The organism is Mesorhizobium sp. M2A.F.Ca.ET.043.02.1.1 (genome assembly GCF_003952405.1).
Lineage (GTDB): Bacteria > Pseudomonadota > Alphaproteobacteria > Rhizobiales > Rhizobiaceae > Mesorhizobium.
Map to the genome: position 1 here is coordinate 5287524 of NZ_CP034445.1, position 13231 is coordinate 5300754.

Annotated in this window: 13 protein-coding genes; 5 read left to right on the plus strand and 8 right to left on the minus strand. The window is 64.7% G+C overall.

All coding sequences use genetic code 11. The annotated features are described in order from the left end of the window. The first annotated feature begins 3 nt into the window (after positions 1–3). Genes ispH through rnhA form a run of 3 tightly spaced genes read left to right on the plus strand, consistent with a single transcriptional unit; the run spans position 4 to position 2504 of the window. A complete protein-coding gene (gene ispH / locus EJ068_RS25050; RefSeq protein WP_042641772.1) occupies positions 4–1008 on the plus strand; it encodes a 4-hydroxy-3-methylbut-2-enyl diphosphate reductase in 1005 nt (334 codons plus the stop codon). 6 nt (positions 1009–1014) lie between these two features. Continuing rightward, positions 1015–1977, plus strand: coding sequence for a homoserine kinase (locus tag EJ068_RS25055; RefSeq protein WP_127251380.1), 963 nt, complete (start codon positions 1015–1017; stop codon positions 1975–1977). Continuing rightward, positions 1974–2504, plus strand: a complete 531-nt coding sequence (gene rnhA, locus EJ068_RS25060) for a ribonuclease HI (RefSeq protein WP_127386209.1) — start codon at positions 1974–1976, stop codon at positions 2502–2504. The genes EJ068_RS25055 and rnhA overlap by 4 nt, the downstream gene beginning before the upstream one ends. A 16-nt stretch (positions 2505–2520) precedes the next feature. Here the strand turns inward: rnhA and EJ068_RS25065 are convergent, their stop codons facing one another. From EJ068_RS25065 to EJ068_RS25075, 3 genes are all read right to left on the minus strand, one after another. Continuing rightward, positions 2521–2997 (minus strand): DUF2938 domain-containing protein, encoded by a 477-nt coding sequence (locus tag EJ068_RS25065; protein WP_127252553.1) that lies wholly within the window; start codon positions 2995–2997, stop codon positions 2521–2523. Next, positions 2997–3479, minus strand: coding sequence for a peroxiredoxin (locus EJ068_RS25070; RefSeq protein WP_127252552.1), 483 nt, complete (start codon positions 3477–3479; stop codon positions 2997–2999). The genes EJ068_RS25065 and EJ068_RS25070 overlap by 1 nt, the downstream gene beginning before the upstream one ends. 85 nt (positions 3480–3564) lie before the next feature. Next, positions 3565–4371 carry a protein-disulfide reductase DsbD domain-containing protein gene (locus EJ068_RS25075; protein WP_127252551.1) on the minus strand — a complete coding sequence of 269 codons (807 nt, stop codon included), beginning with the start codon at positions 4369–4371 and terminating at the stop codon, positions 3565–3567. A 126-nt stretch (positions 4372–4497) separates the two neighbouring features. Here EJ068_RS25075 and EJ068_RS25080 point away from each other — a divergent pair, with 126 nt between their 5' ends. After that, on the plus strand, positions 4498–5106 hold the full coding sequence (locus EJ068_RS25080) for a YqgE/AlgH family protein (RefSeq protein WP_126062202.1): 609 nt from the start codon (positions 4498–4500) through the stop codon (positions 5104–5106). A 310-nt stretch (positions 5107–5416) separates the two neighbouring features. Here the strand turns inward: EJ068_RS25080 and EJ068_RS25085 are convergent, their stop codons facing one another. Genes EJ068_RS25085 through thrC form a run of 4 tightly spaced genes read right to left on the minus strand, consistent with a single transcriptional unit; the run spans position 5417 to position 11624 of the window. Then, positions 5417–8305, minus strand: coding sequence for an EAL domain-containing protein (locus EJ068_RS25085; RefSeq protein ID WP_127252550.1), 2889 nt, complete (start codon positions 8303–8305; stop codon positions 5417–5419). Between the two features lie 2 nt (positions 8306–8307). Beyond that, positions 8308–8904: a GNAT family protein gene (locus tag EJ068_RS25090; protein ID WP_042641788.1), complete on the minus strand. Its 597-nt coding sequence runs from the start codon at positions 8902–8904 to the stop codon at positions 8308–8310. Between the two features lie 15 nt (positions 8905–8919). Further along, positions 8920–10212 carry a pitrilysin family protein gene (locus EJ068_RS25095; protein ID WP_126062200.1) on the minus strand — a complete coding sequence of 431 codons (1293 nt, stop codon included), beginning with the start codon at positions 10210–10212 and terminating at the stop codon, positions 8920–8922. Between the two features lie 14 nt (positions 10213–10226). Then, positions 10227–11624 (minus strand): threonine synthase, encoded by a 1398-nt coding sequence (thrC, locus tag EJ068_RS25100; protein ID WP_127252549.1) that lies wholly within the window; start codon positions 11622–11624, stop codon positions 10227–10229. A gap of 128 nt (positions 11625–11752) precedes the next feature. Between thrC and EJ068_RS25105 the strand changes: the two genes are divergently transcribed. Continuing rightward, positions 11753–12499 (plus strand): hypothetical protein, encoded by a 747-nt coding sequence (locus EJ068_RS25105; RefSeq protein WP_127252548.1) that lies wholly within the window; start codon positions 11753–11755, stop codon positions 12497–12499. Between the two features lie 23 nt (positions 12500–12522). On the opposite strand, the gene EJ068_RS25110 is transcribed toward EJ068_RS25105, so the two are convergent. Then, the gene (locus EJ068_RS25110; protein WP_127306614.1) at positions 12523–13212 is read right to left on the minus strand and encodes an HAD family phosphatase; all 690 of its coding nucleotides are present in this window, start codon (positions 13210–13212) and stop codon (positions 12523–12525) included. Positions 13213–13231 lie beyond the last annotated feature (19 nt).

Genomic DNA, 13231 nt, shown 5'->3' on the forward strand with positions numbered 1-13231 from the left:
TTGATGATTGAGAAAAAGCCACCGCTGACGATCAGGCTCTGCCAGCCGCGCGGCTTCTGCGCTGGCGTCGACCGCGCCATCCAGATCGTGGTGCTGGCGCTGAAGAAATACGGCGCGCCGGTTTATGTCCGCCACGAGATCGTGCACAACCGTTACGTCGTCGAAGGGCTGCAGAGCCTCGGCGCCGTCTTCATCGAGGAACTGTCCGAGATCCCGCCGGAGCATCGTCAGTCGCCCGTGGTCTTTTCCGCGCATGGCGTGCCGAAATCGGTGCCGGCGGATGCCGAGGCGCGCAATCTCTTCTATCTCGACGCCACCTGCCCGCTCGTCTCCAAGGTGCACAAGCAGGCGATGCGCCACCAGCGGCTCGGCCGCCATGTGCTTCTGATCGGACACGCCGGGCACCCGGAGGTGATCGGCACGATGGGCCAGTTGCCGGAAGGCGCCGTGACGCTGATCGAGACCGAGGCCGACGCCGCGCGCTTCGTGCCCGTCGACGCCTCGGCGCTGGGCTTCGTCACCCAGACGACCTTGTCGGTCGAGGACACTGCCGGCATCATCCGGGCTCTGCAGGAGCGGTTTCCCGAACTGCACGCGGCCGCGGCCGAATCGATCTGCTACGCCACCACCAACCGCCAGGAAGCGGTGAAGGAGACGGCCGCCGGCGCCGATCTTTTCCTCATCGTCGGCGCGCCCAATTCGTCCAATTCGCGTCGTCTTGTCGAAGTGGCGGAGCGCGCCGGCGCCACCATGTCGCTTCTCGTGCAGCGCGCCGCCGAAATTCCGTGGGATGAGATCGCCGGGATCAGGACACTTGGCCTGTCGGCCGGCGCCTCGGCGCCGGAAATCATCGTCGACGAGATCATCGATGCGTTCCGGCAGCGTTTCGACGTCACCATCGACCTGGCCATCACGGCCACGGAAACGGAGGATTTTCCGGTGATGCGGGTACTGCGCGATGTCGAACTGACGGCGGCCGACATGGCCTTCGTCAATGGAGCGGCGTGAAACCGGATGGCCGTCTACACCGACGTCAATGAAGGCGAATTGACCGCATTCCTCAAAGCCTATCCGGTGGGTGAGCTGCTCTCCTACAAGGGCATCGCCGAGGGCACCGAGAATTCCAATTTCCTGGTCCACGCCTCCACCGGCTCCTACATCCTGACGCTTTACGAGAAGCGCGTCGACAAGGCCGACCTGCCGTTCTTCCTCGGCCTGATGGGCCATCTCGCCAGGAAGGGCATTTCCTGCCCGCTGCCGGTCACGGCGCATGACGGCACCGTCATCGGCACGCTCGCCGGCCGTCCGGCCGTCATCATCACCTTCCTCGAAGGCCTGTCGCTCAGGCGCCCGACCGCCGCGCATTGCGCGGAAGTGGGCAAGGCGCTCGCCAGCCTCCATATTGCCGGCCAGGATTTCCAGATGAGAAGGCCGAACGCGCTGGCGATCGATGGCTGGCGCAAGCTCTGGGCGGCCTCGCGCGAGCGCGCCGACGAGGTCGAGCCGGGCCTCGCCGCCGAAGTCGATGCCGACTTCGCCGATTTCGAACGCAACTGGCCGAGCGGCCTGCCGCAAGGCATCATCCACGCCGACCTGTTCCCGGACAATGTCTTCTTCCTCGGCGAGAAGCTGTCCGGGCTGATCGACTTCTATTTCGCCTGCGACGATCTCTACGCCTACGATGTCGCCACTTGCCTCAACGCCTGGTGCTTCGAGAAGGATTTTTCCTTCAACCTGACCAAGGGGACGGCGCTGCTCGCCGGCTACCAGTCGGTGCGGCCGCTTGGAAACGACGAGAAGGCGGCTATGCCGATCTTGGCGCGCGGCTCGGCGCTGCGCTTCATGCTGACCCGCCTCTATGACTGGCTGACCATCCCGGATGGCGGACTGGTGATGAAGCGCGACCCGACCGAATATATCCGCCGCATGCGCTTCCACCGCGCGATCAGGTCGCCATCCGAATACGGGCTGACATGAACAAAAAGATCGAGATCTTCACCGACGGCGCCTGCTCGGGCAATCCCGGGCCGGGCGGCTGGGGCGCCGTACTGCGCTACAACGGCGTCACCAAGGAACTGTCCGGTGGCGAGGCCGAGACCACCAACAACCGCATGGAGCTGCTGGCCGCCATCACCGCGCTCAATGCGCTGAAGGAACCTTGCACGGTCGACCTCTACACCGACAGCAAATACGTCATGGACGGCATCTCCAAGTGGATCCATGGCTGGAAGAAGAACGGCTGGAAGACCGGCGAGAGGAAGCCGGTCAAGAATGGCGAGCTCTGGCAGGCGCTCGACGAAGCCAACCGGCGCCACAAGGTCACCTGGAACTGGGTGAAGGGCCATGCCGGCCACCCGGAGAACGAACGCGCCGACGAACTGGCCCGGCAAGGCATGGCGCCGTTCAAGCCGAAGCTGGCAGGGCCTGCGCCGGTTGCGGCAGCGCCACAGAAAGCCGCTCCAACCGGCAAACGCGCACCCCGGCGCTCTACGCAGAGCTACTGACGCGAGACTTCTACAGCTAACGGATCAGAAGCGCCGTCGAGAACATGCCGAGCGCGAACACCGTGTGCGCCACGAGGTTCAGCGCGCGCACCTTCGTCGGATTGGGAAGTTTTGATGCCGCCCAACCGGCGCCCATGCCCGGCGCCAGCAGGAACCATCCGGCGCCGACCGTGACGATGCCGAGGATGAAGGCGGGCAGGAAGGTCGGCGCGGCCAGCCAGCCCGCGCCGGCGAGCACGACCAGGATCACGCCGTAGAGGATGCCGACGAGGTAGTGGAAGACCCAGCCTAGCGCCTTTTCATGCGCATAGGGCGCGGCCTTGCCGATATCGTCGTGAAAGACCTTTTCGGGCAGATGCCGGACCCAGCGTCCGACCATGCCCCAATTGGGCAAGGGCTGGCCGACCGCCTTGTTGAGGATGATCGCCCAGATATCCATGAACACCGTGGCGCCGATGCCGATCGCGACCGCGCGCCAGGCGATGTCGAGCATTAGAGCTGCCCGAGGATATGAGCCGCGCCGCTCTCGTCGACGCCCGGCTTGGTTTCGACATTGAGCGCGGTGACCTTGCCGTCGTCGACGATCATCGAGAAGCGCTTCGAGCGCAGGCCCATGCCGGCCGCGGAAAGATCGTTGTCGAGGCCGACCGACTTGGCGAAATCGCCGCTGCCGTCGGCGAGGTAGAGGATCTTGCCTTCCCCGCCGGTGAAGTGCGCCCAGGCGCCCATGACGTGGACGTCGTTGACCGAAACCACGGCGATCGTGTCGACGCCGCGCGCCAGGATGGCGTCATGGTTCTCGAGATAGCCGGGCAGGTGGTTGTTGCTGCAGGTCGGCGTGAAGGCGCCGGGGACGCCGAACAGCACCACCTTCTTGCCGGCGAAGATCTCGTCGCCGGTGATCGGCTTGGCGCCGTCGGCGGTCATCACCTTGAAGTTCGATGCGGGCAGTTTTTCGCCAACCGAAATGGTCATGGGTTCCTCGCTTGCGAGATGGGGAAGATTGATGCTTTCGATATCGGACCGGACAGTTTCCCGCAACCGTTGCGCTAATGCTGGATCAAGGGAAAGGCAGCAACCCGTCGACCGAACCCTCGGCGCTGGTCAGCGTGTAATACAGCCCGCCATCGCTCGGCGTGGCCGACGGCCGGTCGAGGATCGGCACGGTGAAGACGAGCTTGCCGTCCTTCTGGCTGCGCACCGGCGCGCCGAACATGTAGTCGCGCTCGCCGGCGATGAAGAAGTCGACCGATTCCGGATCCCCGGGCGACTGCGCCTGGACGACAAGGGTTTCGTGGTCGCCGGGCAGCACGTTGATGCCAAAATCGGACCGGGCCGGGGAAGGCAGCGTCGCAAGCGAGGTTTTTACCAGCGCGGCGTCGGTCGCATTGTCGGGATCGGAGCCGGGGTCGACGCTGAGCCGGGTCTGCACCGGAATGCAGATCGTCTCGCAGATGCCGAGGAAGACATGAGCGTCAATCGTCGCAGGTTGGCCGGGCGAAGACACCGTGAAGGTCACAGGCAGCGACACCGGACGATCATAGCCGGCCCATTTGCCGTAGCCGTCGTCATGCCGCTGCGGCGGCGGGAACGACAATTGCGCGTCGGCGATGTTGGTGCTGCCCGATATGTCGAGCTGCGGCGGCACGCCGGCATCGCCGGGATCCCGCCAATAGGTCTTCCAGCCCGGCTTCAGCGCGATGTCGAGCACGCCGCGGATCTTGCCGGCCTCGTCGGGCTTGCCGGTGGTCACCAGCCGGACCTTGCCGCCCTCCGAATTGTACCAGATCGAGGAAGAGGCCTCGGCCGGGAGGCCCGTAGCCCATCCGAAAACGATCCCGAGAACCAGTATCTTCATGTATCGCATGGCGGTGATTTGACCGTCCGTTCTTGGCCGCGCAATGGCCTCGTCGCTCTCCCGGTATCATATTTGCGTGACATCGGGGACTGACACCATCTTTTCGGCGCAGCCGAAACGCGTTACGCTCAACCCATGGACTTGCTGCGCCACAAGAAGGCGGCCGCCGGACGCGGCTTCCTAGACGACCAGTTCCTGATTGCCATGCCCGGCATGAAGGACGACCGTTTCGCGCGCTCCGTCATCTACATCTGCGCCCACAGCGACGAGGGCGCGATGGGGCTGATCATCAACCAGACGCAGCAGATGCTGTTTCCGGATCTGCTGGTGCAGCTCGGCATCATGAACGAGCAGGAAGCGATCCGACTGCCGGCGCATACGCGCGATTTCGTCGTGCGCAATGGCGGGCCCGTCGACCGCAGCCGCGGCTTCGTGCTGCACTCCGGCGACTATCGCGTGGAATCCTCGCTCAACGTCTCCGATGACATCTGTCTGACCGCGACCGTCGACATCCTGCGCGCCATCTCCACCGGGCGCGGCCCCCGACATGCGCTGATGGCGCTCGGATATGCCGGCTGGGGCGCCGGCCAGCTCGAAACCGAGATCGCCGAGAATGGCTGGCTCACCTGTCCGGCGACGCAGGAGCTTCTGTTCGATGCCGATATCGAGCGCAAATACGACCGTATCCTGGCCTCGATCGGAATCGACCTCGCCCATCTGAGCGCCGCCGCCGGCCACGCCTGACGCTCGCGACGTCGGTCGGAACCGTTTGCATCGGATCATCGCAAACCTTCGAGGTTGGCCGAGCCGCCCGTTGTGGTCGTCATCCTAGGGCGGAGCAAGGAGCGAAGCGACGCGCGCAGACCCTAGGATCCATGCCATTACGCCGACCGTAGAGTGCAGCGATGCAGAATTCTGCTCCGTTTTCAACGCTTTAACGTCACGGAATGGATCTTCGGGTCAAGCCCGAGGATGACGATGTGATGGATGTCACGGCCAATCGCAGAGGGCATTGCTACTCCACCGGAACGGCAGGCCGCATCACTGTGCCCAACTAAGCCTGGGTCAGCGGATATTGCTCCTTCAGCGTCTTCAGCACCTGGTCGCCGGGCATCGGCGCGCCGAACATGAAGCTTTGGACATATTCGCAGCCCATCTGGCGCAGTTCCAGCGCGTCGCTTTCGTCCGAGATGCCTTCGGCCACGACCGACAGCCCCAGCTCATGCGCCATGTTGACCATGGATTTGAGCAGCACGGCGCGCTTGGGCGTCGCGTCGTCAACAAAACTCTTGTCGATCTTGATCGTGTCGAAGGGGAAGCGCGTCAGGTAGGAGAGTGAGGAATAGCCAGTGCCGAAATCGTCGAGCGACAGCCCAATGCCGAGCTGCTTCAGCTTGGTTAGCACATGCGCGGTCTGCTCGGGATTATCCATCACCAGAGATTCGGTGAGCTCGAGCCGGAAGCAGCGCGGCTTCAGATTTGCCCGCGCGATGACAGAGCGCACGTCGCTGACAAGGTCGCGGCGGATGAGCTGGCGGCTGGAGAGGTTGACCGACACCGACAGCGGCGCGTCGCCGATCTGCTTCTGCCAGCCCGCGAGGTCCTCGGCCGCCTGCTGCATGGCGAACAGACCAAGCTGCACGATCAGCCCGCAATTCTCGGCCACCGGGATAAAGTCTCCCGGCGGGATCATGCCGCGGCGCGGGTGGTCCCACCGCAGCAGCGCCTCGAAGCCGGCGACGCTGCCGTCCTCCAGCCGCACGATCGGCTGGTAGGCAAGCGTGAACTCGCGCCGCTCGATGGCGCGGCGAAGGTCGGATTCGAACTGCAGGCGGTCGGTGCCGACGGTGCGGAAGGCAGGCCGGAACGGCTCGATCCTGTCGCCGCCGAAACGCTTGGCCTGGTGCATGGCAAGCTCGGCGTCTTTGACCATGTCCTCGGCCGATGTCTGCGCCGTCGTCCAGGTGATCAGGCCGATCGAGGCGGTGAGCACGATCTCACGCTTGGCGAAGGTGATCGGGTTGTTGATCGCGTGCTTGATGGCATCTGCCATGGCCGCGATGCGGGCAGGGTCCTGCTCGGAAAGCAGCATCAGCGCGAACTGGTCGCCGGCAAAGCGCGACAGCGAATCCTTCGGCTTCAAGAGCCGGTGCAACCGGCGCGCGACGGTGAGCAGAATGGTGTCGCCGGCGGAAATGCCAAGGCCGTCATTGACCTGCTTGAAGCGGTCGATGTCGATGATGAAGACCGTCGGGCGCACCTTGTCCTCGGTGCGGGCGATCGAGATGATCGCCTCCAGCCGGTTCATGAACAATTCGCGGTTCGGCAGGCCGGTGAGGTTGTCGTGCACGGCGTCGTGCAGCAGCCTTTCCTCGGATTTCTTCTGCTCGGTGACGTCGACTATGGTGCCGACGCAGCGGATCACTTCGCCGTCGGAGCCGATCACCGGGCGGGCGCGCAGCGAGAACCAGTGGTAGTGGCCGTCGGCGCCGCGCAGGCGGAAATTCTGCGCCACCTTGCCGCGGCGGTGCTCCAGCACCACGTCGAGCGTGGTGCGGAATGTGTCGCGATCGTCGGCGTGCAGCACCGGCAGCCAGTTGCGGGCGGCACCCCCAAGACTGTTCGGCGCTAGGCCGAGCTGCAGGCTGATGTCCGGCTTGGTCACCACGCGGTCGCGCAGCACGTCCCAGTCCCAGACGATGTCGCCCGAGCCGGCCACCGCCAACGCCTGGCGTTCGAGATCGGAGAACAGGCCCTGGTGCAGCGCGCCGCCGGCAAAGGCGTGCTGCATGACGGTGAAGCCGATCAAAAGGATGATCAGGATCAGCCCGCCGCCCAGCGCCGGCTGAGCGATGTCGTTGTCCAGCATGCCGGTGATGGCCATCCACGACCCGCATAGCCAGAGCAGCACCATCACCCAGCTCGGCACAAGCATGATCGCTCGGTCGTAGCCGCGGATGCCGAGGAAGATGATCAGGCCAAGGCCGGTGAGCGCGGTGGCGGCGAAGGAGATGCGGGCGATGCCGGCGGCGACCGCGGGATCGACGATGGCGACGCCCGCGATCAAGAGCAGCCCAAGGATCCAGACCAGCGCTCCGTAACTGAAATGGCCGTGCCACCGGTTGAGGTTGAGATAGGCGAACAGGAACACCACGAAGGTTCCGGCAAGCGCCACCTCCGTGCCGGCTCGCCATATCTGCTCGTTGCCGGGCGATATTTCGATGATCTTGTTGAGGAAGCCGAAGTCGACGCAGATATAGGCCAGCACCGCCCAGGCGAGCGCTGCCGTTGCCGGAAACATCGAGGTTCCTTTAACCACGAACAGGATGGTCAGGAACAGCGCCAGAAGGCCTGAGATGCCGATGACGATGCCGCGGAACAGCGTGTAGGAATTGACCGAGTCCTTGTAGGAATCCGGCTCCCAGAGATAGACCTGCGGCAGTTTCGGCGAGGCGAGCTCGGCGATGAAGGTCACCACCGTTCCGGGGTTCAGCGTCACGCGGAACACGTCGGCGTCGGGGCTTGTCTGCCGGTCGAGCGCGAAGCCCTCGCTGGGCGTGATCGCGGCGATGCGCGTCGAGCCGAGGTCGGGCCAGAAGATGCCGGAGTTCACCAGGCGGAAATGCGGCGCGACGATCAGCCGGTCGAGCTGCTGGTCGGTGGTGTTGGCCAGCGCGAAGACGGCCCAGTCGCCGCTGGAGCGCGCGTCATTGGCCTCCACCTCGATACGCCGCACGATGCCGTCGGGGCCCGGCGCGGTCGAGACCTGGAAGTTCTCGCCCTGGTTCCGGTAGATTTGCACGGCGCCGGAAAGGTCCAGCGCCTTGTCGTCGCGCGCGATCTTGATGGGCTCGACGGCGAAAGCCGGCATGGCCGCAAAAAACGTGACGACGACCGCCAGGATAAGGGCGAACAGCGACGCTAATCGCGAAAAATTCGTCACATTCAGCCCTTCGTTCCATCACCCGGCGGATCGTCCGCGATCCGGGCGTAGAGGTAGTGATCCTGCCAGATGCCGTTGATCCTGAGATAGGATCGCAGAAGTCCTTCGCGCCGGAATCCGGCTTTTTCAAGCACGCGGATCGACCGGGCGTTTTCGGGAATACAGGCAGCCTCGATCCGGTGCAACCTCAGCGTATCGAAGGCGAAACGCGACACCAGCTTGACCGCCTCGGTCATCAGGCCGCGGCTGCCGAAGCGTTCGCCGATCCAGTAGCCGATATGGCCGCTCTGCGCGACGCCGTGGCGGATGTTGCCGAGCGTGATGCCGCCGGCAAGCTTGCCGCTCGATTTCTCGAAGATGAAGAAAGCGATGGCCGTGCCCTGCGCGTAATCCTCGCGGTACCGGCTGATGCGCAGCCGCCAGGCGGTGCGGTCGAGCTCGTCCGGCTGCCAGCGCGGCTCCCAGGGCTCGAGGAAGGCGCGGCTTTCGCCGCGCACCGTCGACCATTCGCGATAGTCATTGGTCAGCGGCACGCGCAGCGTGACCTTTTCGCCCTTCAGTGCCGGCAGGTCGCGGCGAAAGAAAGGGAGCGCGAACACGGCTCTGGAACGGAGCTAGACGGCGAGCCTGCGGGCCGTCGTCTGCGGACCCGCAAGCGATTCGAGGATCGCCTCGTAGGGCGCAAGCGTGCCCACGGGGCCGACCGCAGTCAGCGTCGGCTTGGTCGAGAACAGCCGCGAGGAGAGGTCGGTCAGCCGCTCGACGGTCAGCGCCGAAAGCCGCTCCATCAATTCCTCCTTGGCGATCGGCCGGCCGAACAGGAGCATCTGCCTGGCGATCTGAGATGCGCGGCTGGCCGGGCTTTCGGCCGACATGATGAGGCCGGCGCGATATTGCGCGCGCGCCCGGTCGAGCTCTTCCTGCTGGATGCTCTGGCCGGCCTTCTGCAATTCGTCGATGATCACCGGCACCAGCTTGGCGATGTCGCTCTGCCCGGTGGCGGCGTGCACGCCGAAGATGCCGGTGTCGGAAAAACCCCAGTGGAAGGCATAGACCGAGTAGCAGAGGCCGCGCTTCTCGCGCACTTCCTGGAACAGCCTGGACGACATGCCACCGCCCAGGATCATCGACAGCACCTGCGAGGCGTAGAAGTCGCGCACATGATAGGCGCGGCCCTCGAAGCCGAGCACGATCTGCGCATCCATCAGGTCGCGGTCCTCGCGGAAGTCGCCGCCGACATATTGCGCGTATTGCGGGATATTGCCCGCCGCCTTGGCGCGGAAGCCGCCGAGTTTCTTCTCGACCTCGCGCACGAAATTGTCGTGCTTGATGTCGCCGGCCGCCACGAGGACCATGCGCTCGGCATCGTATTGCCGCTCGATGAAGTCGTGCAACTGTCCGGAAGTGAAGGACTTGACCGTCTCCGGCGTGCCCAGGATCGAGCGGCCGATGGTCTGGTGCCGGAAGGCGGTTTCGGTGAAACGGTCGAAGACGATGTCGTCGGGCGTGTCGTGGGCGGCGCCGATCTCCTGCAGGATCACATGCTGCTCGCGCTCCAGCTCGTCGGGATCGAATTCGGATTCCTGCAGGATGTCGGCCAAGATGTCGACCGCCAGCGGCACGTCGTCGGAAAGCACCCTGGCATAATAGGAGGTCGTCTCGACGCTGGTGGCGGCGTTGATCTCGCCGCCGACATTCTCGATTTCCGAGGCGATCTGGAAAGCGCTGCGGCGCTTCGTGCCCTTGAACGCCATGTGCTCGAGCAGATGGGCCATGCCATGCTCTTCGTCGCGCTCGTTGCGGGCGCCGGACTTCACCCAGGCCCCTAGGGCAACCGATTCGATGCTTGGAAGGGTTTCGGTGGCGACTGTCAGGCCGTTCGACAGACGGCTTACCTCAACACCCATATGGCAAGTACTCCCTAACGCGCCGCCCGCGAGTGGCGGTTCACGTAATCTTCCACCATTTTCAAGTCGGATGGAAGTATCGTGTATTTTTCGTCGGCTGTCATCAAGCCGCCTAGCCATGCGGGCAGGGCAGGGGTGACGCCGCTCGCTGCCTCGACCGCGGCCGGGAATTTCGCCGGATGCGCGGTGCCGAGCACCACCATGGGCACCGGACCGGAAGCGTGGGACGCGGCGACATGAACGGCGGCGGCCGTGTGCGGATCGAGCAGGTAGTCGCTTTTCTCGAGCGTCGCGCGGATGGTGGCCGCGACCTCGTCCACCGTGGCGCGACCGGCGTCGAACTCGGCGCGGATGCGCTCAAGTTCGCCTTCCTCGATGGTGAAGGCGCCGGACTGCTTCAGCCCGTTCATGTAGCGGCGCACCGTTTCGGCGTCGCGGCCAGCCGCCTCGAACAGCAGGCGCTCGAAATTCGACGACACCTGGATGTCCATCGACGGCGAGGTCGTGGCGAACACGCCCCTGGTCCGGTATTCGCCGCTCGCCAGCGTGCGCGCCAGGATGTCGTTGTCGTTGGTGGCGATGATCAGCCGCTCGATCGGCAGGCCCATGCGCTTGGCGGCGTAACCCGCGAAAATATCACCGAAATTGCCGGTCGGGACGGTGAAGGAAACCGGCCGGTCTGGCGCGCCGAGCGACAGAGCGGACGAGAAATAATAGACGATCTGAGCCATGATGCGGGCCCAGTTGATCGAATTGACGCCCGATAGCGACACCCTGTCGCGGAAAGCGTGGTCGTTGAACATGTCCTTCACCAGGCCCTGGCAGTCGTCGAAATTGCCTTCGACCGACAGCGCGTGGACGTTGGCAGCGCTTGACGTCGTCATCTGCCGCTGCTGCACCGGCGAAACCTTGCCATGCGGGAAAAGGATGAAGATGTCGGTGCGGTCGCGGCCGGCGAAGGCGTCGATCGCGGCACCCCCGGTGTCCCCCGAAGTCGCGCCGACGATGGTGGCGCGCTGGCCGCGGTCGGCAAGCACGTGATCCATCAGCCGCGCCAGCAACTGCATCGCCACGTCCTTGAAGGCCAGCGTCGGGCCGTGGAACAGCTCGAGGATGAAGGTGTTCTTGCCGGTCTGCACCAGCGGGCACACGGCCTGATGCCGGAAAGTGGCATAGGCCTCGCGCACCAGCCGCTCGAAGACGGGCGCCGGGATCTCGCCGCCGAGGAAGGGCGTCAGCACGCGGATGGCAAGGTCCGGATAGGTAAGCCCGCGCATGGCGCGGATGTCGGCGGGCGAAAACCGCGGCCATTCGCCCGGCAGGTAAAGCCCGCCGTCGCGCGCCAGCCCGGCCAGCACCGCGTCTGAAAATCCAAGCGCGGGCGCATCGCCGCGGGTACTCACATATTGCATTGTAAAAGGCCCATTGCTGCCGCTCGCGTCATCCACGGCAATTGGTTAATTTTCCGAGCCGGCTCAGTCGCATTTTTGCCGCGCCGTTGCTATACGTCACCGGCTTTGTGAGAGGGAAGTGCAGTTTCATGGCGTTTTTTTCGGTCAACCGTCGCTTTGTCGCGGGTCTGGCGCTCACCGGCTTTATGCTTGCCGCCGCCGGCTGCCAATCGAGCGACAATGGCATATTGAACCTCGGCATCGGCAAGAAACCCGATCCGACAGCTCCGATACCGCCGCAGGACCCCAAGATACTCGCCAGCCAGTTGCAGGCCTATTGCCCGAAAGTGACGCTGCGCGACGGGACAGCCTTCTTCAACACCTATGCCAAGGGCACGGCGGCGAAGCCGAAGAAAAAGAAGGTTGACGCCGCGGCCGACGCTGAAGCCGAGGCGGCGGCCGCCGCAGCCCAGACCGGCCCCAACGGCCAGCCGGTCGATCCCGCTCACGATCCGTCCAAGATCATCTACCAGGCCTCGATCTCGGACATGACGCGCGATTGCACCCATGCCAACGGCCAGTTGTCTATGAAGATCGCGGTCGCGGGCAAGGTCGTGCCGGGTCCGATGTTCGCGCCCGGAACCGTCACGATGCCGGTCCGCATCGCCGTCCAGCGTGGCGACGAGGTGCTTTATTCGCAGCTCCATCAGTACCAGGTGCAGGTCACCGATCCTTCGGCCGCAACCCAGTTCGTCTTCACCGATACCAATGTCGTGGTGCCGGAGCCTTCCGCAAAGGATTACCAGGCCTATGCGGGCTTTGACGAGAACACGCCGGCCGCCCCAGCGGACAAGTCGAAAGGCAAGCGGAAGAAACGCGCTCCGGCGACGAACTGAGCAGGGCTGGGATCGGAACGGATTTAGGCGTCTTCCGACCACTCCGAGAGCGCCGCAATCGTGCTGTTGAGCTCCGCCCAGCGCCGGATGACCGTTTCGGCGCCGGCCTCGGTCAGCGCGTCGGCGTGGCCCGGATAGCTGTGCCCGGCGCCGGTGAAGCCGATCACGCGCATCCCGGCCGCCCGGGCGCCGGCGATGCCGTGCACGGAATCCTCGATGACGAAAGTGTTCTTCGGGTTGGCGCCAAGCTTTTCGGCGGCGTAGAGGAACACGTCCGGCGCCGGCTTGGTCTTCTTGCTGGGAATGTCCAGCCCCGAAAAGATGCGGCCGGCGAAGAACGGCAGCAGTCGCACCTTCTCCAGCATGAACTCGACCCGCTCGGTGCGCGAATTGGAACAGACGGCACGCGGTGCGGTGACGGCGGCGACCGCCTCCCGGGCGCCGTCGATGATGCGCACGTCGCTGCGCAGCTTGCGGTCGACCAATTCCTCGGCGCGGTCGATCAGCGAGGCCTGGAACGGAATGTGCGACTTCTCCTCGAGCCGCAGCATGATGTCCTTGAAGGTCAGCCCGGCATAGGTCTCGGAAATTTCCTCCGCCGAGATCTCGAATCCGGCCGATGTCAGAAGCTCGGCCTCGACGCGCGCGGCGATGATTTCGGAATCGACGAGCACGCCGTCGCAATCGAAAATGACAAGATCTGGCTGGGGCATGGCAATCCGGGTCGTTGGG